Source organism: Nocardia elegans NBRC 108235 (assembly GCF_001612845.1).
GTDB classification, from domain to species: Bacteria; Actinomycetota; Actinomycetes; order Mycobacteriales; family Mycobacteriaceae; genus Nocardia; species Nocardia nova.
In genome coordinates this window covers 275,701-297,931 of sequence record NZ_BDBF01000001.1, presented here as the reverse complement: position 1 = coordinate 297,931, position 22,231 = coordinate 275,701, and the positions used below count along the sequence as shown (strand labels likewise).

General features: G+C 68.7%; 23 protein-coding genes. 19 read left to right on the top strand and 4 right to left on the bottom strand.

Annotated features, from left to right (window positions below):
* Positions 1–66: 66 nt before the first annotated feature.
* Positions 67–1,026, bottom strand: coding sequence for an electron transfer flavoprotein subunit alpha/FixB family protein (locus tag NE2_RS01405; protein WP_030515696.1), 960 nt, complete (start codon positions 1,024–1,026; stop codon positions 67–69).
* Between the two features lie 41 nt (positions 1,027–1,067).
* On the bottom strand, positions 1,068–1,853 hold the full coding sequence (locus NE2_RS01400; RefSeq protein ID WP_030515697.1) for an electron transfer flavoprotein subunit beta/FixA family protein: 786 nt from the start codon (positions 1,851–1,853) through the stop codon (positions 1,068–1,070).
* Between the two features lie 210 nt (positions 1,854–2,063).
* On the opposite strand from NE2_RS01400, the gene NE2_RS01395 reads away from it, so the two are divergent.
* The 8 genes from NE2_RS01395 to NE2_RS01360 all read left to right on the top strand — a co-directional run bounded on the left by NE2_RS01395 (position 2,064) and on the right by NE2_RS01360 (position 10,296).
* Entirely contained in the window at positions 2,064–2,879 is an 816-nt protein-coding gene (locus tag NE2_RS01395; protein WP_063023070.1) for a class I SAM-dependent methyltransferase, read from the top strand.
* On the top strand, positions 2,876–4,447 hold the full coding sequence (locus NE2_RS01390) for a 1,4-alpha-glucan branching protein domain-containing protein (protein WP_063023068.1): 1,572 nt from the start codon (positions 2,876–2,878) through the stop codon (positions 4,445–4,447). Before NE2_RS01395 ends, NE2_RS01390 begins: the two co-directional genes overlap by 4 nt.
* On the top strand, positions 4,444–5,706 hold the full coding sequence (locus tag NE2_RS01385; RefSeq protein WP_030515700.1) for a glycosyltransferase family 4 protein: 1,263 nt from the start codon (positions 4,444–4,446) through the stop codon (positions 5,704–5,706). Before NE2_RS01390 ends, NE2_RS01385 begins: the two co-directional genes overlap by 4 nt.
* Before the next feature lie 51 nt (positions 5,707–5,757).
* A complete protein-coding gene (locus tag NE2_RS01380) occupies positions 5,758–6,399 on the top strand; it encodes a PadR family transcriptional regulator (RefSeq protein ID WP_063014434.1) in 642 nt (213 codons plus the stop codon).
* Between the two features lie 46 nt (positions 6,400–6,445).
* On the top strand, positions 6,446–7,435 hold the full coding sequence (locus NE2_RS01375) for an ABC transporter ATP-binding protein (RefSeq protein ID WP_063023066.1): 990 nt from the start codon (positions 6,446–6,448) through the stop codon (positions 7,433–7,435).
* On the top strand, positions 7,432–8,193 hold the full coding sequence (locus NE2_RS01370) for an ABC transporter permease (protein ID WP_063023064.1): 762 nt from the start codon (positions 7,432–7,434) through the stop codon (positions 8,191–8,193). Before NE2_RS01375 ends, NE2_RS01370 begins: the two co-directional genes overlap by 4 nt.
* Before the next feature lie 178 nt (positions 8,194–8,371).
* Positions 8,372–9,268, top strand: coding sequence for a GNAT family N-acetyltransferase (locus NE2_RS01365; protein WP_084493691.1), 897 nt, complete (start codon positions 8,372–8,374; stop codon positions 9,266–9,268).
* On the top strand, positions 9,265–10,296 hold the full coding sequence (locus NE2_RS01360; protein ID WP_233429607.1) for a lysophospholipid acyltransferase family protein: 1,032 nt from the start codon (positions 9,265–9,267) through the stop codon (positions 10,294–10,296). Before NE2_RS01365 ends, NE2_RS01360 begins: the two co-directional genes overlap by 4 nt.
* Before the next feature lie 16 nt (positions 10,297–10,312).
* Here the strand turns inward: NE2_RS01360 and NE2_RS01355 are convergent, their stop codons facing one another.
* The gene (locus NE2_RS01355; protein WP_233429606.1) at positions 10,313–10,996 is read right to left on the bottom strand and encodes a PAS and ANTAR domain-containing protein; all 684 of its coding nucleotides are present in this window, start codon (positions 10,994–10,996) and stop codon (positions 10,313–10,315) included.
* Positions 10,997–11,726: 730 nt separating this feature from the next.
* Here NE2_RS01355 and NE2_RS01345 point away from each other — a divergent pair.
* From NE2_RS01345 to NE2_RS01335, 3 genes are read left to right on the top strand one after another with little or no spacing between them, the layout of a single operon-like run.
* Complete coding sequence (locus NE2_RS01345) at positions 11,727–12,941, top strand: PP2C family protein-serine/threonine phosphatase (RefSeq protein WP_233429605.1); 1,215 nt, start codon at positions 11,727–11,729, stop codon at positions 12,939–12,941.
* 47 nt (positions 12,942–12,988) lie between these two features.
* A complete protein-coding gene (locus NE2_RS01340; protein ID WP_063023338.1) occupies positions 12,989–14,551 on the top strand; it encodes a sensor histidine kinase in 1,563 nt (520 codons plus the stop codon).
* Positions 14,548–14,994 carry a response regulator gene (locus tag NE2_RS01335; RefSeq protein WP_036504039.1) on the top strand — a complete coding sequence of 149 codons (447 nt, stop codon included), beginning with the start codon at positions 14,548–14,550 and terminating at the stop codon, positions 14,992–14,994. Before NE2_RS01340 ends, NE2_RS01335 begins: the two co-directional genes overlap by 4 nt.
* A 36-nt stretch (positions 14,995–15,030) precedes the next feature.
* On the opposite strand, the gene NE2_RS01330 is transcribed toward NE2_RS01335, so the two are convergent.
* Positions 15,031–15,399, bottom strand: coding sequence for an STAS domain-containing protein (locus tag NE2_RS01330; RefSeq protein ID WP_062963217.1), 369 nt, complete (start codon positions 15,397–15,399; stop codon positions 15,031–15,033).
* A gap of 233 nt (positions 15,400–15,632) precedes the next feature.
* On the opposite strand from NE2_RS01330, the gene NE2_RS01320 reads away from it, so the two are divergent.
* The 8 genes from NE2_RS01320 (at position 15,633) to NE2_RS01285 (ending at position 22,120) form a co-directional block, all read left to right on the top strand.
* Positions 15,633–16,061 (top strand): ATP-binding protein, encoded by a 429-nt coding sequence (locus tag NE2_RS01320; RefSeq protein ID WP_063909243.1) that lies wholly within the window; start codon positions 15,633–15,635, stop codon positions 16,059–16,061.
* Positions 16,051–16,848: an RNA polymerase sigma factor SigF gene (locus tag NE2_RS01315; RefSeq protein WP_063023336.1), complete on the top strand. Its 798-nt coding sequence runs from the start codon at positions 16,051–16,053 to the stop codon at positions 16,846–16,848. The genes NE2_RS01320 and NE2_RS01315 overlap by 11 nt, the downstream gene beginning before the upstream one ends.
* A 99-nt stretch (positions 16,849–16,947) precedes the next feature.
* Positions 16,948–17,445, top strand: a complete 498-nt coding sequence (locus tag NE2_RS01310) for an ATP-binding protein (RefSeq protein ID WP_146165199.1) — start codon at positions 16,948–16,950, stop codon at positions 17,443–17,445.
* Positions 17,446–17,632: 187 nt separating this feature from the next.
* A complete protein-coding gene (msrA, locus tag NE2_RS01305; RefSeq protein WP_228794851.1) occupies positions 17,633–18,100 on the top strand; it encodes a peptide-methionine (S)-S-oxide reductase MsrA in 468 nt (155 codons plus the stop codon).
* Positions 18,101–18,106: 6 nt separating this feature from the next.
* Positions 18,107–18,610 (top strand): nitroreductase family deazaflavin-dependent oxidoreductase, encoded by a 504-nt coding sequence (locus NE2_RS01300; RefSeq protein ID WP_063909232.1) that lies wholly within the window; start codon positions 18,107–18,109, stop codon positions 18,608–18,610.
* Between the two features lie 147 nt (positions 18,611–18,757).
* Positions 18,758–20,050, top strand: a complete 1,293-nt coding sequence (locus NE2_RS01295; RefSeq protein ID WP_106958451.1) for a sigma-54-dependent transcriptional regulator family protein — start codon at positions 18,758–18,760, stop codon at positions 20,048–20,050.
* Between the two features lie 157 nt (positions 20,051–20,207).
* On the top strand, positions 20,208–21,725 hold the full coding sequence (adh, locus tag NE2_RS01290; protein WP_030515719.1) for an aldehyde dehydrogenase: 1,518 nt from the start codon (positions 20,208–20,210) through the stop codon (positions 21,723–21,725).
* Positions 21,725–22,120 carry a DUF779 domain-containing protein gene (locus tag NE2_RS01285; protein WP_063014446.1) on the top strand — a complete coding sequence of 132 codons (396 nt, stop codon included), beginning with the start codon at positions 21,725–21,727 and terminating at the stop codon, positions 22,118–22,120. Before adh ends, NE2_RS01285 begins: the two co-directional genes overlap by 1 nt.
* Positions 22,121–22,231: the final 111 nt, after the last annotated feature.

The window sequence follows — 22,231 nt, the reverse complement described above, 5'->3', positions numbered from 1 at the left end:
ACGGCTCGCCGAACCGATACCGCGAGGTACCGATTCGGCGAGCCGTACTCCCTGCAGGGGTCTCGATCAGCCCTTGTGGGTCTTGACCGCCTCGGTCAGCTGCGGCGCGACGTTGAACAGGTCGCCCACGATGCCGTAGTCGCTGATCTCGAAGATCGGCGCCTCTTCGTCCTTGTTGACGGCGACGATGGTCTTCGAGGTCTGCATGCCGGCGCGGTGCTGGATCGCGCCCGAAATGCCCAGGGCCACATACAGCTGCGGCGACACGGTCTTACCGGTCTGGCCGACCTGGAACTGGCCCGGGTAGTAGCCCGAGTCGACGGCGGCACGCGAGGCGCCGACCGCGGCACCCAGCGCGTCGGCCAGCGGCTCGACGACCTTGTGGAAGTTGTCCTCGCTGCCGACGCCGCGACCACCGGAGACCACGATGGTGGCCTCGGTGAGTTCCGGACGGTCGCCACCGACGACGGGCTCGCGGGAGGTCACCTTGGTGACGCCCTCTTCCTGAGCCGGAACCTCGACGGTCACCTTCTCGCCGGCGCCGGCCTGCGGAGCCGCCTCGATCGCGCCCGGGCGCACCGAGATCACCGGCACGTCGCCGGTGGCCTTGGCGTCCACGGTGAACGCGCCACCGAAGATGGAGTGGACCGCGGTGCCGTCGGACTTGACGTCGATGACGTCGACCAGCAGGCCGGAGCCGATGCGGGCGGCCAGGCGACCCGACACCTCCTTGCCCTCGGCGGACGCGGCGACCAGCACGGCGGCCGGCGACGCCGACTCGACCAGACCGGCGAGCACGTCGACCTTCGGGGTGACCAGGAAGCCCTCGACGTCGTCGGACTCGGCGACGTAGATCTTCTCGGCACCGGCCGAGGTCAGCGCGTCGGCCAGCTTGTCGGCGGTACCGGGCGCACCCAGCACGACCGCGGCCGGGGTGCCCAGCGTGCGGGCGGCGGTGAGGAGTTCGGTGGTGACCTTCTTGGGGGCACCTTCGGCGTGCTCGACGAGCACGAGTACTTCTGCCATGTTGCTTCTCCTGAAGTCTGTGGTGATTGCGCTCGGTGGGCTCAGATGATCTTCTGGCCGATGAGGTACTGCGCGACCTGGTTGCCGCCCTCGCCCTCGTCGACGACCTTCTCGCCCGCGGTGCGCGGCGGCTTCGGGGTGACACCGGAGACTGCGGTGCCGGCATTGCCCACGCCGACGGTCGACGGGTCGATGCCCAGGTCGGCCAGGGTGAACGTCTGCACTTCCTTCTTCTTCGCGGCCATGATGCCCTTGAAGGAGGGGAAGCGGGGCTCGTTGATCTTCTCGGTGACCGAGACGATGGCGGGCAGGTTCGCCTCGAGCTTGAACACGCCCTCGTCGGTCTCGCGCTCGCCGGAGATCTTGTCGCCGTCGACGGTCAGCTTGCGCAGGTGGGTGAGCTGCGGGATGCCCAGGTACTCGGCGATGATGGCCGGCACGGCGCCGGCGCGGCCGTCGGTGGCCTCGTTACCGGCGATGACGAGCTCGATGCCTTCGATCTGGCCCAGCGCACCGGCGAGCACCCACGCGGTCTGCACGGCGTCGGAGCCGTGGATGGCGTCGTCCTTGACGTGGATGGCCTTGTCGGCACCCATGGACAGCGCCTTGCGGATGGCCTCGGTGGCGCGCTCGGGGCCCATGGCGAGCACGGTGACCTCGCCGCCCTGGGCTTCCTTGATCAGCAGAGCCTCTTCGACGGCACGCTCGTTGATCTCGTCCAGGATCGCGTCGGCGGCCTCCCGGTCGAGGGTGTAGTCACCATCGCTGAGCTTGCGCTCGGACCAGGTGTCGGGAACCTGCTTGATCAGTACGACGATGTTCGGCATTGGTCTTCGTCGACCTCCTGTTCTGGTGGCACGTGAGGTGGGGTCGCACGATCGGGTGGCCGTACGTCCACGTGAAAAGCTCCGTCACATCTAAAGCTCCGTCCGGGAGATTACCCTACATTAAGTTACTCACGGGTAACTTAGGGTGTGATGTTCTCCATGGCCGGTCCGGGCGCCGGTGTGATACAGGCAACCGCTAACGTCGATCCAATGAGTGAGGCTGTCGTCTCCCCGGTGAGCGGGGAGTCTGCCGGGGTGGAGTCGCTGCCACTGACCGGCGAACGGACCGTGCCGGGTATCGCGGAGGAGAACTACTGGTTCCGCCGACACGAGATCGTCTACGCGCGCCTGCTCGAACGATGCGCCGGGGCAACGGTTCTGGAGGCGGGCTCCGGTGAGGGCTACGGCGCGAACATGATCGCCGACGTCGCCGCCCGGGTGATCGGCCTGGACTACGACACCAGCGCGGTGGAGCATGTGCGCGCGGCCTACCCCCGGGTCGAGATGATCCAGGGCAATCTCGCCGACCTGCCGCTCGACGACGCCTCGGTCGATGTGGTGGTGAACTTCCAGGTCATCGAACATCTCTGGGACCAGGGCCAATTCCTGCGCGAATGCCTGCGGGTGCTGCGCCCCGGCGGGCAGCTGCTGATCAGCACGCCGAACCGGATCACCTTCTCGCCCGGTCGCGATACGCCCTTGAACCCCTTCCACACTCGAGAGCTGAACGCCGCCGAACTCGCGGAACTGCTGGAGCAGGCCGGATTCCGCGTCGACGTCATGGCCGGGGTCCATCACGGCCCGGCGCTGGTCGCTCTCGACGAACAGTGGGGCGGCTCGTTCATCGACGCGCAGATCGAGCGGGCGCTGGCCGGGGAACCCTGGCCCGCCGAACTGACCGCGGCGGTGGCCGGTGTGCGCACCGGCGATTTCGAACTGCGCCCGGCCCCCGGTTCGGCCGTCCCGGTGTGGGATCCGGAGATCGATGCCAGCCTCGATCTGGTCGCCATCGCGGTGAAGCCGTGAGCGATTCGCGGGCGGTGCCGGGCCGGTTCAGTCTGGTCCTGCATTCTCATCTGCCGTGGCTGGTCCATCACGGCCGCTGGCCGGTGGGTGAGGAATGGTTGTATCAATCGTGGGCGGCGTCCTATCTGCCGGTCGCCCGGGTGCTGAGAACCCTTGCCGCGGAAGGCCGTTCGCATCTGCTCAGCTTCGGCATCACGCCGGTGCTGGCCGCCCAGCTCGACGATCCGCACGCGCTGGCGGCCATGCACCACTGGCTGGGGAACTGGCAGATGCGTGCCGACGAGGCATCGATGGCCGGCAAGCGTGAGCTGGGCGGCTACGAACACGCACTGGCCGCCGAGGCCCTCGCCGATTTCGAGCAGCGGTGGCGGCACGGCGGTTCGCCGGTGTGGCGGGAGCTGATCGACGCCGAGGCGATCGAACTGCTGGGCGGTCCGCTGGCGCATCCGTTCCAGCCGCTGCTCGATGCGCGCCTGCGTGACTTCCAGTTGCGCGAAGGCCTGGCCGACGCGCGGCATCGCTGGGGGCGCACCCCGGCGGGGATCTGGGCGCCGGAATGTGGCTTCACACCGGGGATGGAAACCGGCTATGCCGCAGCGGGTGTGACGCATTTCATGGTCGACGGTCCGGCGCTGCGAGGCGACACCACCCTCGGCCGGCCCGTCTGGGACAGCGATGTGGTCGCGTTCGGGCGGGATCTGCAGGTCAGCTACCGGGTGTGGTCGCCGAAATCCGGATATCCGGGCCAAGCCCACTACCGCGACTTCCATCACTACGACCACGAGACCGGTCTCAAACCGGCCCGCGTCACCGGCAAGCAGGTCGCGGGTCCGGACAAGGCGCCCTACGATCCCGCGGCCGCCGCGGCGGCGATCGAACGCGATGTCGCCGATTTCGTGGCGACCGTGCGCGAACGGCTGATCACCGAATCCGAGCGGATCGGCCGGCCGGCGCTGGTGGTGGCGGCCTTCGACACCGAACTGTTCGGCCACTGGTGGCACGAGGGGCCGCAGTGGCTGGAACAGGTGCTGCGCGCCTTGCCCGAGGCCGGGGTCACCGTCGGCACCCTCGCCGACGCGCGGGCGGACGGATTCGTCGGCGAACCCGTCGAACTGGCCGATTCCTCGTGGGGTTCGGGTAAGGACTGGCGGGTGTGGGCCGGCGATCAGGTCCGCGACCTGGTCGAACTCAACGCCGAGATCGTGCGTGCGGCCCTGGACACCCTGGACAAGATGGCCGCGCAGTCCGACGGTCTGCGTGATCCGGTCGCCGATCAGCTGCTGCGCGAGGCGATTCTGGCCGTCTCCAGCGACTGGGCGTTCATGGTCAGCAAGGACTCCGCGGCCGGCTATGCCCGCGACCGCGCGCATCAGCACGCGCACGCCGTCCGCGAGATCGCCGGGGCCGTCACCGCGGGCCAACTCGCCAAAGCACGGCAGTTGGCGGCAGGATGGTACGCGGCCGACGGATTCTTCCCCGCTCTCGACGCGCGCCGACTCGACGCACGAGGTACGGACATCCCCGCAGTCGGTCACCGCTCGGCGGGAGCAACAGAAGGACCGGCATGAAGATCTTGATGGTGTCGTGGGAGTACCCACCGGTAGTTGTCGGTGGGCTGGGCCGGCACGTCCATCATCTGGCCGTCGAACTGGCGGCCGCCGGTCACGAGGTCGTGGTGCTGGCGCGCCGGCCGATGGGCACCGACGCCACGACGCACCCCACCCACACCTTCATCGAGGATCGGGTGCTGGTGGTCGCGGTCGCCGAGGATCCGCCCGCCTTCGACTTCGGCGAGGACATGCTCGCCTGGACCCTCGCCATGGGGCATGCGATGGTCCGCGCCGGTATCGCGTTGAGCAAACCGGGTATCGCCGAGGGCTGGACGCCGGATGTGGTGCACGCCCACGACTGGCTGGTCGCGCATTCGGCGATCGCCCTGGCCGAGTACTACGACGTGCCGCTGGTCTCGACCATTCATGCCACCGAGGCGGGCCGCCACAGCGGCTGGGTTTCGGGCCGGGTCAACAAGCAGGTCCATTCGGTCGAGTGGTGGCTGGCCCGCGAATCCGATGCCCTCATCACCTGTTCGACCTCGATGCAGGACGAGGTGGAAAAGCTCTACGGCCCCGAACTGGTGCCGGTGACGGTGATCCGCAACGGAATCGACGTGGGGGCGTGGACATTTCGCGACCGCGCGCCGCGTTCGGGTCCGCCGCGGCTGCTGTACGTGGGCCGGCTCGAATACGAGAAGGGCGTGCAGGACGCGATCGCCGCACTGCCGCGGATCCGTCGCGCCCATCCCGGCGCCACGCTGACCATCGCGGGGGTGGGCACGCAGTTCGAATGGCTGCGCGAGCGCGCGCGGGTCCATCGGGTGGCCCGCGCGGTGAATTTCGCCGGCCGCCTGGACCACGCCGAACTGCTGGGCTGGCTGCACGGCGCCGACGCGATCGTGCTGCCCAGCCGCTACGAGCCGTTCGGCATCGTCGCCCTCGAGGCCGCCGCGGCCGGAACGCCGCTGGTGACCTCCACCGCCGGTGGGCTCGGTGAGCTGGTCGTCGACGGAGTCACCGGCGCTTCGTTCGAACCAGCGGATGTGACCGGACTGGTCGAGGCGGTGACGGCCGTCCTCGACGATCCGATCGCGGCGCAGCAGCGGGCGTACGCGGCCCATGCGCGGCTGACCGCCGATTTCGCCTGGGATGTGGTGGCCGCGGAGACGATTCAGGTCTATCAGGCCGCCAAGCGCCGGGTCCGCAATCCGCTGGGCCGCCCGGTGATCACCGAACGCCCACTGCCGGAACGGGATCCGAACAACCCGCTGTGATCGGCCGGGTCGCGGCGGCGAGTACCGGGCGGCGGGGGCAGAATTTTCGGTATGGCTGTTCCGACGACTCGACTGCTGGTGCTGGCCCTGGTGCGGCTGCTGCAACCCGTGCACGGTTACGACGTGCGGCGTGAGCTGCTGTCCTGGCATGCCGACGACTGGGCCAACGTCAAACCCGGATCGGTCTACGGTGCGCTGAACACCCTGCAGCGCGACGGGCTCATCGCCGTCGAGGGCGTGGGCCAGGACGGCGCGCGCCCGGAACGGACCTCCTATCGGCTGACGTCGGAGGGGGAGAAGGTGCTCGCCGATCTGATCCGGGAGGGTCTGTGGTCGGCCGAGCAGCCGAAACATCCGTATCACGCCGCCGTGGCGCTGTTCCCGTTCGCGCCACGCGGCGATGTGATCGCGGCGTTGCGCAGCCGCATTCTGAAGTTCGAGGCCGATCTGGGCTATTTCGAGCGGGAGGAGCAGCGGATCCTGTCCGGCAGCGGCGATCCGACCGAAACCGAGCCGTATCACGTGGCCGACGCGATCGCGCTGGCCGCCGCCCATACCCGCGCCGACTTGGAGTGGTCGCGAAAAACCTTGCAGCGCATCGAGAACGGCGAGCTGGATGTCTGGTCCTCGGCGCCGTACACCCTGTTCGAGCATCCGCGGGACGATGCCGGGGCAGCAGTCGATCAAGACTGAATAGTAAAGCTTGACTATTTTAGCCGTCGTTCCTACCGTGTGCGGTATGGAAACGACGGCTACCGTTCGTGACCGCACCCGCACCTCGGCGATCCGAGTGCGGGGGCTGGCACGGACGTTCACGACGAAAACGGGACCGGTGCAGGCCGTGAACGGCTTGGACTTCGAGGTCCGCGAGGGCGAGATCGTGGGACTGCTCGGTCCCAACGGCGCCGGTAAGACCACCACCCTGCGGATGATCGCGACGCTGCTCGCGCCGACCGCGGGCCAGGCGCGGATCGCCGACGCCGATCTCCGCGAGGCGCCGCGCGAGGTGCGGGCTCGCATCGGGTACGTCGCCCAGGGCGGCATGACCAACGACGACGAGCTGGTGATCGACCAATTGGTCCTGCAGGCAAGGCTTTTCGGGCTGAGCAAGGCCGAGGCGACGGCGAGTGCCGAACACCTCCTGCGGACGCTGGAACTGGACGGACTCGGCCGTCGGCGCTGCCGCGAGCTGTCCGGCGGGCAGCGCCGCCGCGTCGATATCGCGCTCGGCCTGGTGCATCGTCCGCGACTGGTCTACCTGGACGAGCCGACCACCGGGCTGGACCCGCAGAGCCGCGCGAACCTCTGGGAACATGTGCGGCGGTTGCGGTCCGAGGGCACGACGATCGTGCTCACCACGCACTACCTGGAGGAAGCCGACGCGCTGTGCGACCGGATCCTGGTCATGGATCACGGCGGCATCGTCGCCTCCGGCACGCCGGACGAGCTGAAACAGCGGATCTCCGGCGATGTGATCAGCCTCGACATCGCCGACGCACAGGCCGATCTCGCGATCGAGATCGCCGACTCGGTGCTGGAGTTGCGCTCGAAGCTGCGCGCCGACGGACTGGTGCATCTGACGGTGGCGCGCGGCGATGCCGCCGTGGTGCCGCTGCTGCGCGCACTGGACGAGCACGGCATCGTGCCCGGTGCGCTGACCGTGAAACGACCGAGCCTCGACGACGTGTTCCTCACCGTCACCGGGCGTTCGCTGCGGGAGGGACAATGAGTTTTCTGCGGGAGACCGGGCTGGTGTTCTGGTCGCAACTGCGCACTCAGCTGCGCAACCCGGTGTGGGTGATCATCGGACTGAGTCAGCCTGTGCTGTATCTGGTGTTGTTCGGTCCGCTGGTGAAGGCGATCGCACCCGCGCTGGGCGCCGATACCGATCCCTGGAAGGTGCTGACTCCCGCCCTGGTCATCCAGGTCGGACTGTTCGGTTCCATGTTCGCGGGATTCGCGATGGTGCAGGAACTGCGGGCCGGCGTGATCGAACGCCAGCGCGTCACCCCGGCCCACCGCGGCGCACTGCTGGTGGGCCGGGTGCTCAAGGATATGGTCGTGCTGATCGTGCAGGCGCTGGTCCTGGTCGCGGTCGCGATGGCGGCATTCTCGTTGCGGCCCAGCGCTTTCGGGCTGATCGCCTCGGTGCTGCTGATTTCGGTGATGGCGGCCGGACTGGCCTCGGGGTCGTATGCGCTGGCGCTGTGGGCGCGTTCGGAGGACACCTTGGCGTCGGTGCTCAACAGCGTCTCGGTGCCGCTGATGCTGCTGTCGGGCATCCTGCTGCCGATGAGCCTGGCGCCGCACTGGCTGCGGATCATCGCCGACATCAATCCGTTCCAGCACACCGTCGAGGCCGCGCGGGCATTGTTCCGCGGTGATTTCGCGGTCACCGAGGTCTATCTCGGCGCCGGGCTGACGGTGGCGGTGGCCGTACTGCTGATGGTGGTCGGCGCCCGCAGCTTCGCCCGCGAGAACGCCTGACCGCTGCTCGTTACCGCCGCGCCGGTGCGTCCGACGTGGCGGTTTCGGGCGTGTGGGCCAACTCGGGGGAACGACGCAGTGAACGTTCGGTGTGACGGGGATCTCGTTCACCGGACTGGCATTCGCTCGACACTCGAACGTCGCCGCCTCGCCGAATCGGCCTGGCTTCATCGACACCATGACGCCATCGTCCGTGCTGAACCCGACCCGCACGACAGGCCCAGGGGTGGCGGCGCCACAGTACTCCCTGGTTGTGTCCTCCGATCTCGACCATCGCCGGGCCGCGCAGCGGCTGCGCTACCGGGTGTTCGCCGGCGAACCCGGATTCGACATTCCCTTCAGCGCCGAGGGCCTGGACGCCGACCGGTTCGACGAGCACTGCGATCATCTGCTGGTCCGCGACGAGGCCTCCGGCGAATTCGTCGGCTGCTACCGGATGCTGCCGCCGGACAAGGTGCGCGCCGCCGGCGGGTACTACACGGCCACCGAATTCGATCTGAGCGCCATGGATCCCGAAGGGCGCCGGATCGTCGAAATGGGCCGCGCCTGCGTGGTTCCGGACCATCGCAACGGCTCGGTGCTGACGCTGATGTGGGCCGGAATCCTGCACTACATCCAGCTCACCGGCTACGACTGGGTGATGGGCTGCGTCTCGGTGCCGATGCGCGACACCCCCGCCGATCCGCCCGGCGCGAACGTGGCCGCGGTCCGGGATCTGTTGCTGAGCAAGCACGCCGGTGATCCGGCCCGCCGCGTGCGCCCGTACCGCCCGGTCGTGGTCGACGGCCGCGGGCTCGACGAACTGGCCGCCCCGGCCCGGCCGAAACTTCCCCCGCTGCTGCGCGGTTATCTGCGCCTGGGCGCCGAGATCTGCGGTGAACCGGCCCACGACCCGGATTTCGGCGTCGCGGATTTCGTCGCCCTCCTCGGCCTGGAAACGATCAACACCCGCTACCTGGAACGCCTGCAGAGCGCCGCGGGAGCCATGGACGCTCGCGCGTCGGAAGGCACAGACGCTCGCGCGTCGGACGCCGATGCCGCGCGGGCCCGTGATACGGGCGGAGGAGCACGATGACCGAGACAACCGATTTCCGAAGCGGCGCGGACACTGTCGGCCGGACCGCGGCCGCGCCCGCCGGCACGGCAGCGGAGACGCCGTTCGATCCTCGGCCCGTGGCGGAACCGGCGATCCACGCATGGATGCCCGCGAGCCCGTGCGGCGCCGGCTGTGTGGCCGTGCCCGACACCGCGGGCGCGGTGCGGAGTGTGGCGCGGATCGCGGGTGTGGTGGGGTTGCTGGTGGCGTTTCCGGTGGTGAACGTGGTGACGCCGGCTGCCCGGCGGACGGCCTTGCATCGCCGGTACGCACGGGCCGTCTTGCGCTGCTGCGGAATCGCTTTGCGCGTCGTCGACGAGCGGGGCGCGGTCGACGAGGGCGCGGTGCGAGTCGAGAGTGCGGTGCGCGGCGATGGCGCCGCGGGTGATTCCGGGCGCGGCCTGCTGGTGGTGGCCGCGCACGTCGGATGGTCCGATGTGCTGGCGTTGGCGGCGGTCTCGCCGATGGGCTTCGTGGCCCGCGGCGATCTGGTGTCGTGGCCGGTGCTGGGGCAGCTGGCCCGGCTCATGCGAGTGATCCCGATCGATCGGGATCGGTTGCGGCAGCTGCCCGAGGTGATCGCGGCGATGTCGGCACGGCTGGCGGCGGGGGAGCGGGTCGGCCTGTTCCCCGAGGGCACGACCTGGTGTGGCCGGGCGCACGGCCGGATGCGACCCGCGCTGTTCCAGGCCGCGGTCGACACCGCTACGCCGGTACAGCCGATCCGGCTGCGCTATCTGAACGGCGCCGGCGAGACGTCGACGGTCCCCGGCTTCGTCGGCGTGGACACCTTCCTCGACTCGGCCCGTCGCGTCCTGCGCGCCAAGGGCATCGTCGCCGAACTCGTCCTGCTGCCGATCGAGGAACCGGGCACCGACCGCCACGACCTGGCCGAGCGCTGCGATCGCGCCATCCGCGGCCGCACCGAGGTGCGCATCGACGCCCACGCCACGGCCGTCGGCACCGGCCCGACTCGCGAGATCGTCGTCGCCGAAGCGGCCTCCTGACCGCCCCGACCGGCGCTCAGTCGTGCGGGATCAGGCGGTGGGCGGTCAGGACGATGTGGTCGACCCGGCTGCGCAGGGTGGTGTTCTCCCCGTTCAGGCGGCGGAACTCCTGCACGAACTGCGCGGCAAGATCCCGCAGCTTGGTGTTGGTCTCCTGCGAACGCCAGCTCAGCACCCGGAACGCCTGTTCGGGACTGATGCCGTAGGCCAGCGTCAGCGCGCCCTTGGCCTGTTCGATCACCGCGCGGGACTCGATCACCTCGGGCAGGACCTCCGACAGCGCGTCGTTGCGCTCCTCGGCGATCGTCTCGGTGACGTCGACGAAATATCCGCTGGCCCCGACCACCGTGCCGTCGTCGTCGGTGAGTTGTTCGCCGACGACGATGATTTCGTGGGTTGCCCCGTCGGCGTCGACGATGCGGTGCTGGCCACAGATCGGGTCGCCGGTTTTCACCGAGGTCGCGATGCTGGCCGCCAGTTCCTCGCGGTCGTCCGGATGCTTGTGCGATATGAGCAGTTCGGTGGTGGGTTCGGTATCGGCGCCCTGATACCCGTACATCTGCGCCACTTCATCCGACCATTCCCAGCGCTGATCGGCGAACCAGAATCGGAACCAGCCGACGTGATCGCAGGACTGGGCGCCGAGCACGCTCGTCAGGGGATCGAGCGGCGCGATGCGTGGCGACTGTTCCGTACTCACGTTCCACAGTATCCGCTGCATTGCGGTCGGTTGTTACACCAGGTCGGACGGGACGTGACGTGCCCCGCGCACGTTTTCTGTTTGGTATGAGGGTTTCGGGGCATCTTTCCGTCGGTACACAGGACATCCAACTCGGAGAGGACCGGGATCAGTCGTGGTTGCGTTGCTCATGGTGATCGGCTCGGTATCACTGATCGTCATTGCGGTGCACGCGGCGGTGGTCGCGGTGTGGACGGCGAAATTGCGCCTTCGGCGCACCTCGGACGCCATCCGCGCGGGGGCGCCTCTCCTAGCGAAAACCGCGGTGCACCAGCCTCTCCTCCGATCTCGGGCAGGTGCCGACGCGACGTCCTGATCGTGGCCTGCCCCATGGTGCGCGCAGCGTGGTCGGCCGGGGTCCGATAGGATCGGCAAGCCTCACGGTCGAAAAACGGGCCGCTGAGCAAGTCGGCGTGCGCTCGGGCCGCCACTTCGTTGATCGGAGGCAGCATTGTCGAAGCGTGCCGTCCCAGGCACGGTTGCTGTTCCCTCGTCGCGGTCCGATGCAGCCGGTGCGCTGCGGGCCGACATCGTGCGACCTCGTCGCATCGGCGACGCGACCCCGCGGCCCCGCCCGGCCGCGGTGATGGAACAGTCCCCGCGGTTTCGCGATGTATCCGGCCGTTCCGCGGGCCACTCGTCCGAGGGTCCCACGTCCGCATCCGTTCGAGACGACGGCCGCGGTTCCACTGTGCGCCCGCCCCTCGACGGCGTCACGCCGCTGGGCACCGCCTCCCCGCTCGGGCAGACGATCCTGCTGGTCGAGGACGACCCCGGTGATGCCCTGCTGGTCGAGGAACTCGTTGCCGACGGTGCGCCCGGTGTGCGCCTGGAACATGTGCGCTCGCTCGCCGAAGCGGGTGCGTGGCTGGCCGCGGGCCTGCCCGACTGTGTGCTGCTCGATCTGAACCTGCCCGACTCCCACGGCTTGGACGCGCTCGCGCAGTTGCGCGAGTACACCGATCAGGTCGCGGTCGTGGTGATGACCGGCCTGGACGAGGAACAGACCGGCCTGGCCGCGATGGCGGCCGGCGCGCAGGACTATCTGGTGAAGGGCCGGGTCGAGCCGGAGTGGTTCGGCCGGGCCGTGCGCTATGCGATTCAGCGCAAACAAGCCGAGCGCACCACCGCGGCGCTGCGCGCGAGCACCATGCGCGCCCAGGAGAACGCCCGCCTGGAACGTGGGCTGCTCCCCAAGCCGCTGCTGCGCGGTGCGCCGATCGTCGACGTGGTCTCGCGGTATCGGCCCGGACGCGCGCATTCGCTGCTCGGCGGCGATTTCTACGACGTCGTCCAGGAGGCCGACGGCACGGTGCATGCGCTGATCGGCGATGTGGCCGGCCACGGCCCGGACGAGGCCGCGATCGGCGTGGGTCTGCGATTGGCTTGGCGCACACTGGTATTCAGCGGCATCACCGGGCATCGGCAGTTGCAACTGCTGGAGGAGGTGCTGGTCGCCGAACGCACCGGACCACAGACCTTCGCCACCCTCACCACGCTGTACGCCCCGCCCGGTCGCGGCGCCGTCGAGGTGATCCGGGCCGGTCACCCCGGCATGCTCGTCCACTCGCCGACCGGCACCGAATGGCTGGAGGTGCCCGGCGGACCGGCCCTCGGCTTCATGCCGGGCCGGGCGGACTGGCCGGTCACCGAGGTGACCGTGCCGGCCGGTACCGGGCTGGTGCTGTTCACCGACGGCCTGTTCGAGGTGCGTACCGGTGCGGGTGACTGGCTCGGTGAGGATGGTCTGCTGGCGATGGCAAAGGGGGTGTCGGTCGAACAGCCCGCCCGTTATCTGGACGAGTTGCTGGGCCAGGTCGAATCCGCGGCCGCCCCGGCCGGCGGACTCGACGACGATCTGGCGATCGTCTATCTGCGCTGGCACGGGGGTGAGTGGGTCCGGTGAACGACGTCCGACCCCGCGCGGGGATCGTCGGCCGGCTCACCGCACAGATGTGGTTTCAGCTGGTCCTCGCCCTGATGCTCGTGGTGGTGATCGCCGGTGCGATCGCCGCCGCGCAAGTGATCGCCCATACCGACGCCATCGAAGACCGGCTGCTCGATCGCGCCCAGCCGGCCGCGACCGAGGCCTATCGGCTGCAGGCCGCCCTGGTCAACCAGGAAACCGGCCTGCGTGGCTACGCGATCTCGGCCGATGAGCAGTTCATGCAGCCCTACAACCAGGGTGTCGCCGACGAGGCCACCGCCGCGGGCCGCCTGCGTGAGCTGGCCGCCGGCCGCACCACACTGCTCGACGATCTGGACGCCGTCGAGGCCGCCGCCCAGCGCTGGCGTTCCGAATACGTGCAGCCGATGATCGCGGCGGCGGGCAATGTATCGCCGGCCGAATCCGCCGCCCTGGTCACCCGCGGCAAGGCGCTGTTCGACGAGTTGCGCAAGAAGTTCGCCGCGCAGAACGCGGATTCGGCGGCCGCGATCGCCGAGGACCGCCGCGACCTCGATCACGCGCGCACCGTGCGCGACAGCGTGCTGATCGCGGTGGTGGTCCTCATCCTGCTCACCGGCCTGGCACTGACCGTGCTGATCCGGCGGCTGGTCGCTCGCCCGCTCGACGAGCTCACCGAGGCGTCCCGGCGGGTCTCGGCCGGCGAATTCGATCATCACATCGAGGCGCACGGCCCGGCCGACCTGGCCACGGTCGCCGACGCGGTCGAGGAGATGCGCGTGCGCATCGTCTCCGAACTGGGGTCCTCGCGGGCGCAGGAGGTGCAACTCGCCCGGCAGGCCGACGATCTGGATCGCCAGACGGTCCAACTGCGCCGCTCGAACGCCGAACTCGAGCAGTTCGCCTACGTTGCCTCCCACGACCTGCAGGAGCCGCTGCGCAAGGTCGCCGCGTTCTGTCAGTTGCTGGAGAAGCGTTACGGCGATCAGCTCGACGAGCGGGCCAAACAGTACATCGACTACGCCGTCGACGGCGCCAAGCGGATGCAGCGGCTGATCAACGATCTGCTGACCTTCTCGCGCGTGGGCCGGGTGATCGAGGGCAACGAGCTCGTCGCCCTGGACTCGACGCTGAATTCGGCGCTGGACAATCTGTCCGGCGCGATCGAGGAATCCGGCGCGGTGATCGAGCGTCCGGAGCAGTTGCCGGAAGTCGCGGGCCAGCCGACGCTGCTGACGATGTTGTGGCAGAACCTCATCGGCAATGCCGTGAAATTCCACACCCCCGGTACCGCGCCGGTCGTGCGCATCGAGTGCGAGCCGGGCGATCACCTGGACGAATGGCAATTCTCGGTGTCCGACAACGGCATCGGCATCCCGCCGGAATTCGCGGACAAGATCTTCGTGATCTTCCAGCGCCTGCACAACCGGGAGGACTACAGCGGCACCGGCATCGGCCTGGCGCTGTGCAAGAAGATCGTCGAGTACCACGGTGGCAATCTGTGGATCGACACCGAATACACCGGCGGCGCCCGGTTCCGTTTCACCCTGGCGACCCAGGCCGCCACGCTCGCACCGCTCGAACCCGTATCCGAAGGAGCCGACGCATGACCGCACCGGTGAGCCAGCCCATCGACATCCTGCTCGTGGAGGACGACCCCGGCGACGAGCTGATGACCCGGGAGGCGTTCGAGGACAACAAGATCGGCAATACGCTGCACGTCGCCCGCGACGGTCAGGAAGCGCTCGACTTCCTCTACCGGCAGGGGGAATTCGCGCAGGCGCCGCGGCCCGATCTGATTCTGCTCGATCTGAACCTGCCGAAATACGACGGCCGCCAGGTTCTGGAAAAAATCAAATCCGATCCGGACCTCAGCCATATTCCGGTGGTGGTACTCACCACGTCGGCAGCCGAAGAGGACATTCTGCGCAGTTATCGGCTGCACGCGAACGCCTATGTGACCAAACCGGTCGACCTGGATCAATTCATCGCCGCGATCAAGCACATCGACGAATTCTTCGTTCAGGTCGTCCGGTTGCCACGACAGCGATGACGTCGGCGGCGAGGAACGCGCCGGGCGGGCGCCGGATCAGGCCGAGGTGGTCTGCTCCGGCGCGGCCAGCGCGTCCGCGACGGTCGGGAACAGGCGCAGCAACGCGTCCAGCGCGGTCACCTCGATCGGGCGGCGCACCGCGGGCGACGCGACCACGCGCAGACCGCCCGTCGCGGTGGACTGGGAGGTGGCCAGCAGCACGCTCAGCCCGGCCGATCCGAGGAAACCGACCTCGGTCATATCCAGCACCACGGCGGTGGGCTCGGCCTGCAGCGCCCGGTCGAGAGCCGATTGCAGCTCCGGCGCGGAATTCATGTCCACCTCACCGGCCACGGTCACGACCACGGCCGAACCTTCCGTGCGCTGCTCGGTGCGCAGCAGGGGTGACACCCGCTCGCCGCTCATCGGGCCGACCCCAGCGCGAGGCGATTCGTACCGCATTTCGCCACTTCGATACCTCCGGCGTATTCCGATCTGCGCCGCTGTCCGCGGCGTGGCGACGATTCGCCGCTGACCAACATACCCGTTTCGGCGCGATCCGAACGGGGGCCGTCACCGCGATCGGAGGGCGTCCGGCGGGCGCTCGCGTACGCTGTGAAATCGTTTCGCGGCACGATATTTGGGAGCAACGAATGGGCATGGTCGAGAAAGTGTCCCCGGACGCGGGGACCACTGCGGTCGGATTCCAGGTACCGGCCGATGCGGCGCAATTGATGATGGTCCGGGCGCTCACCGAAACCGTCGCTCTGGTCGCCGATTTCGGTATCGACGAGGCCACCGATATCCGTCTCGCCGTCGACGAGGTGGTCAGCGCGCTGATCGTGGACGCGGCCGCCGGTTCCGTGATCGATTGCACATTCACCGCGAGCGAGAACACCATGGACGTGCGCGTCGCCGCCGTCACCACGACCGCGGGTGGCCCGGACACCAACAGCTTCGGCTGGCACATCGTCTCGACTCTGACCCAGTGGGTGAAGACCGAGAGTTCGGACTACGACGCAGCCGTGGGCGGGCACCCGACCGTCGTCGAGTTCCGCTGGGCACGTGGCGGAACAGATGTCGACTGAGAACGGTACCGGCACCGCCCGCCACCCCGACGGTTACGACGACGTCGCACCGCTGTTCGTCGAGCTCGCCGCCCTGCCCGAGGGCGATCCGGAGCGCGACCGGCTGCGCGAACGGATCATCAACCGCTGCCTGCCGCTGGCCGAGCACATCGCGCGCAAGTTCAGCGGGCGCGGCGAGAACTTCGAGGATCTCCTGCAGATCGCCCGGGTCGGCCTGGTCGCGGCCGTCGACCGGTTCGATCCTTCGCAGGGGTCGCCGTTCCTGGCCTTCGCGGTGCCGACGGTGATGGGCGAGGTGCGCCGCCACTTCCGCGATCACACCTGGGCGCTGCGCGTGCCCCGGCGGATCAAGGAGATCCAGACCGCGCTGGGCCCGACCGTGGAGTCGCTGTCGCAACGGCTGGGCCGGATGCCGCGGGCGCGCGAGATCGCCGAGGAGATGGACGCCGATCTGGGTGAGGTGACGCAGGCACTGATCGCCCGCAACGCCTACCAGACCCAGTCGCTGGACACGCCGACCTCCGAGGACGACAGCCGCTCCGGGAATGCGATCCTCGACACGCTGGGCGACGTCGATCCGACCTTCGGGGCGATCGATGACACTCTGACCGTGAAGCCGCTCATCGACGCCCTGCCGGAGAAGGAGCGGTACGTGCTGACCATGCGTTTCTTCGGCGGAATGACGCAGGAACAGATCGCGCACGAACTCGGCTGTTCCCAGATGCAGGTCTCGCGGATCCTGACCAGAACGCTCAAACAGCTGCGCGAGAGGGCGCTGCGCGACTGAGGTAGGCCAACGGCGCCGCATGGCGTACGGGAAAGGGGGTATCGCGGATGCCGAGGAGATCATCGAGTGGAGATCATCGGTTGCGATCGGAATGAGGACATGAGCGGATTTCCAGATCCCCCGGGCGACCCCGCCCCAGGGCCCGCGATACGCGAGCCGCACCCGCTACAGGTGGCCCCCTTCGAGGCGAATTTCCCGTCGCAGGCCGACCGGATCGCCGAGGTGCGTCACGATCTGCGGGCCTGGCTCGAGCGCGGGGGAGTCGGCTCGGAACAGATCTACGACCTGTTGCTGGCGGTGGACGAGGCGTGCACGAATGCCGTGGAACACGGCTACCGCGACGCCACCGGCATGGTCGGGCTGCGTGCTGAGATCAGCGGCTCGGACCTGTACCTGACCATCGTGGACCACGGCAGCTGGGAACCCCGTGCCGAGGTTCCGGATCCCGTGCGCGGGCGGGGACTGGCGATCATGCGCGCCCTGGTGCGCGACGTCGAGATCACCACCGGGGCCGACGGGACCCGTGTCGCGATGCGCGCCGAAATCGCTTCGGCGCCAACGGGTTCGGAGACGACCGCGGGGTACGACCGGAGATAGTCCGTTAAGCGGCCCGGAGAGCGGGTATGCGGAATACGGAAGGCGGCCGAGGCGAGCGCCGCGGCGGGACTTTTCGGGCCCGCGCCCGGGTTGTACCGGTGCGAGACTGGGGGCGGGGACCCGATCCGAAGGAGGAAGCGTGACCGACACGCGCAAGGCGATTCTGGCAGGCGGATGCTTCTGGGGTATGCAGGAGCTGATCCGCAAGCAGCCGGGTGTGATTTCCACGCGCGTCGGATACACCGGCGGGCGCAACGATCACCCCACCTACCGCAACCATCCGGGCCACGCCGAGGCCGTGGAGATCGTCTACGACCCCGCGCGCACCGACTACCGGGCGTTGCTCGAGTTCTTCTTCCAGATCCACGATCCGTCGACGAAGGACCGCCAGGGCAACGACATCGGCAGCAGCTATCGGTCCGCGATCTTCTATCTCGACGACGAGCAGAAGGCGATCGCGCTCGACACCATCGCCGATGTGGACGCCTCCGGTCTGTGGCCGGGCAAGGTGGTCACCGAGGTGACCCCGGCGTCCGATTTCTGGGAGGCCGAACCCGAGCACCAGGACTACCTGCAGCGCTATCCGGAGGGCTACACCTGCCACTTCCCCCGGCCGGGCTGGAAGCTGCCCAAGCGCGCCGCGACCTCACAGTAGGCCGTCATGTCGGATCGCACCCGTCACTCACGTATCGGTAACCCGCTGTCCGCTCTCGGACGGGCGATCGCGCGGATCCCGTGGGTGATGCGCACCGGTCCGGTCGTCGTCGTCCTGGAACGCATCATCCGCCGGCTCACCGGCGGCCGGCACGGAGTGCTCGATCTGGCGGGTCTTCCGTCGATGGAGTTGACGGTGCGCGGACGTAAATCCGGGTTGCCGCGGACGGTGTCGCTGCTGTACGTCCCGGATGGGCCCGAGCGGTATCTGCTGATCGGGTCCAACTGGGGGCGGTCGGAGCATCCGTCCTGGTCGGCGAATCTCGCCGCGGCCTCCGACGCCGAAATCCACAGCGGCGGTAGGCGAATCAAGGTGCGGGTCCGGCAGCTGAGCGGCACCGAACGCGAGGAGGCGTGGGCCCGCGCGGTGGCCTATTGGCCCGGATACACCATGGAGCAGCGGCTGGCGGGCGCGCGCCGGTTCCGGCTGTTCGAACTGACGCCCATCTGAGCCGAGTTCGATCGTCCGCACCGGCCGGTTTCGCTCCCGCGACGAGCCGACCTGCTGGACAATGGGGCCGAGCCGACGATGTGCGGCCCGGCCCCAGGCGCCGCCGGAACGCACGGTGCGGACTGAGCGGCGACGGGTGAGATGCGGATGCGATCAGGACACGACAGTGGTCTGCTGCGGCGACGCGCGGCACTGGAACGGCAGTGGGCGCGTTGGGTTCCGAGCCCGCGCGATCTCCCGGCGACCCCGGCCGTGTGTCCTCTCGAATCCGGCCCCGCCGCCTCCGACGCACCGGATCCCGATGCCCCTGATGCCGAGGCGGCGCAGCCCCGGGCCGATGTGGCGCAGTCCTGGGTGCGGTCGCGCGCGTTCGTGGATCCGGCCACCGACTGCGCGCCCGCCGTGGTCGGCGATGTCGCGTCGAAATGGGCCGATTCGCCGCTGCGCGGCCCCATCGCCGAACTCTCCGATCAGCTGCACAGCATCACCCACGACGCCGGATTCGTCGCCGCCGTCACCGACGAAGCGGGAACCATCCTGTGGTCCGACGGCGGCCAGGTGATGCGACGGCGCGCCGAACGGGTCGGTTTCACGCCCGGCGGTCGCTGGGACGAGAACCACATGGGCACCAACGCGCTGTCCCTGGCGTTGCACACCGGCCGCCCGAGCAGCGTGTTCTCCGCCGAACATCTGGTCGAGGCGCTGCACGGCTGGGTCTGCTACTGCGCGCCGATCCGCTCCGCCGACGGCCGCCAGCTCGGTGTGCTGGATCTGTCCACCACCTGGGATCGCTCGCACCCGCTGGCCATGTCCACGGTGCTGTCGCTCACCGCGGCGGTGGAGGCGAAACTGCAAGGCGGCGTAGCGAATACGGCCCCCGGGGTGCGACTGGAATGTCTCGGCGGCGCCGCGCTGACCCGGGGCGGGCGGCCGCTGCGCCTGCGCCGCCGGCTGCTCGAGATCCTCACCCTGCTCGCCCTCGAACCCGACGGCTACACACCGGAGCGGTTGCAGCTGGCCGTCTACGGCGACCGGCCCACCGGTTCCAGCACACTCAAGGCCGACGTCTCGCATCTGCGCCGTGCCACCGGCGGCGATATCAGCAATCGGGTCTATCGGCTGACCACACCGGTGTCCTGCGATGCGACCGATATGCTCGCCGCCCTGGCCGCCGGGGACACCGCCACCGCCGTGCGGCTGTATCGCGGCCCGCTGCTGCCGGGCTCGCAGACCCCGGGCGTCGTCGAATGGCGCGAATATCTGGAGGTCGGTATCCGCACCGCGGTCCTGTCGGCCGGCGAGGCCGAATACGCGCTGGACTACGGCGCCAAAGCGCCCGGTGACATCGAGATCCACGAACACGCGCTGCGGCTGCTGCCCGCTCACGACGCGCGCCGCGCGGTGGCCGCCGCGCGCTTGCACAGCGCACTGCGAAGCTGATCGTGGCACTGCGGAGCTGATCGTGGCACGGGGAAGCTGATCGCGACGCGCCCCGCCGCATTCAACCTTGTGCCAACCCTCGGGGCTCATAGTGGTCCACATCACGACGTCCCCTGTCGTGATGCGACCCTTCGTGACTCATCGAGGAGCACCCGTCATGATCTACGCCAAGCCCGGCGCCGAAGGCAGCATCGTCTCCTACGCCGACCGCTACGACAACTTCATCGGTGGCGAATGGACGGCACCGGTCGAGGGCAGATACTTCGAGAATCCGTCGCCGGTCGACGGGGAGACCTTCTGTGAGGTGGCCCGGTCGTCGGCTGCCGATGTGGAGTTGGCGTTGGATGCCGCGCACGGTGCGGCCGACGCGTGGGGTGCGACCTCGGCCGCCGATCGCGCCAACATCTTGAACAAGATCGCCGATCGGATCGAGGCGAATCTCGACCAGCTCGCCGTCGCCGAAACCTGGGACAACGGCAAACCGGTCCGCGAAACCCTGGCCGCGGACCTGCCCTTGGCGGTCGATCACTTCCGCTACTTCGCCGGCGCCATCCGCGCCCAGGAAGGCGGTGTCAGCGAAATCGACGCCGACACCATCGCCTACCACTTCCACGAACCCCTCGGCGTGGTCGGCCAGATCATCCCGTGGAACTTCCCGATCCTGATGGCGACCTGGAAGCTGGCGCCGGCACTGGCCGCCGGAAACGCGGTCGTGCTCAAGCCCGCCGAGCAGACCCCGGCCTCGATCATGAAGGTGGTCGAGCTGATCGCCGATCTGCTCCCGCCGGGAGTTCTCAACGTGGTCAACGGTTTCGGCGTCGAAACCGGCAAGCCGCTGGCATCCAGCCCCCGCGTGGCCAAGGTCGCGTTCACCGGTGAAACCACCACCGGCCGGCTGATCATGCAGTACGCCAGCGAGAACATCATCCCCGTCACCCTCGAACTGGGCGGCAAGAGCCCCAACATCTTCCTGCCCGATGTGATGGCCGCCGACGACGCGTTCCTCGACAAAGCGGTCGAGGGCTTCGTGATGTTCGCCCTCAACCAGGGCGAGGTGTGCACCTGCCCCTCGCGCGCGCTGATCCACTCCTCCATCTACGACGAGTTCATGGCACGCTGCCTGGAACGGACCAAGGCCATCGTCAGCGGCAACCCGCTCGACAGCGACACCATGATCGGCGCCCAGGCCAGCAACGACCAGTACGAAAAGATCCTGTCCTACATCGACATCGGCCGCAAAGAGGGCGCCGAGGTCCTCACCGGCGGCAGCCAGCGCAAGGTCGACGGCCTGCCGGGCGGGTTCTACGTCGAGCCCACCATCTTGAAGGGCACCAACGACATGCGGGTCTTCCAGGAGGAGATCTTCGGCCCCGTCGTCGCGGTCACCACCTTCGACTCGACCGAGGAAGCCCTCGCGATCGCGAACGACACCCTCTATGGCCTCGGCGCCGGGGTGTGGAGCCGCGACGGCAACACCGCCTACCGGCTGGGCCGCGGCATCAAAGCCGGCCGGGTATGGACCAACTGCTACCACGCCTACCCCGCACACGCCGCCTTCGGCGGCTACAAGAAGTCCGGCATCGGCCGCGAGAACCACCGCATGATGCTCGATCACTACCAGCAGACCAAAAACCTGCTGGTCAGCTACTCACCGAACAAACTCGGCTTCTTCTGATGGGTACCCGCGTCGACCTGACCGAGGCCGCGGAGTCGTTGCTGGACAACCTGATTCGACAGCACGGCCCGGTCATGTTCCATCAGTCGGGTGGCTGTTGCGACGGTAGCGCGCCGATGTGCTTCCCGCGCGGGGAATTCCGCGTGGGCGCCTCGGATGTGCTGCTCGGCCGGGTCGGCGCCGATACTCCGTTCTGGATGAGCGCCGATCAGTACGAGTACTGGAAGCACACGTTTCTCACCGTCGACGTGGTGTCCGGGCGGGGGAGCGGATTCTCGCTCGAGGCTCCCGAGGGGGTGCGGTTCCTGATCCGGTCCCGGCTGCTCACCGATGACGAAGTGGCCGAACTCGATTCCGAGCCGCCACCGCTCACCGGGGCGGAGGCGATGAGCTGACCGATGCCGCCGGCGAGGCGGATCCGCGGGTGCACACGGCCCGCAGATCCGTCTCGCCGCGGTGCGTGCGGCGTATTCTGGCCGGGATCGTTCGCCAGTATCCGTATCGAG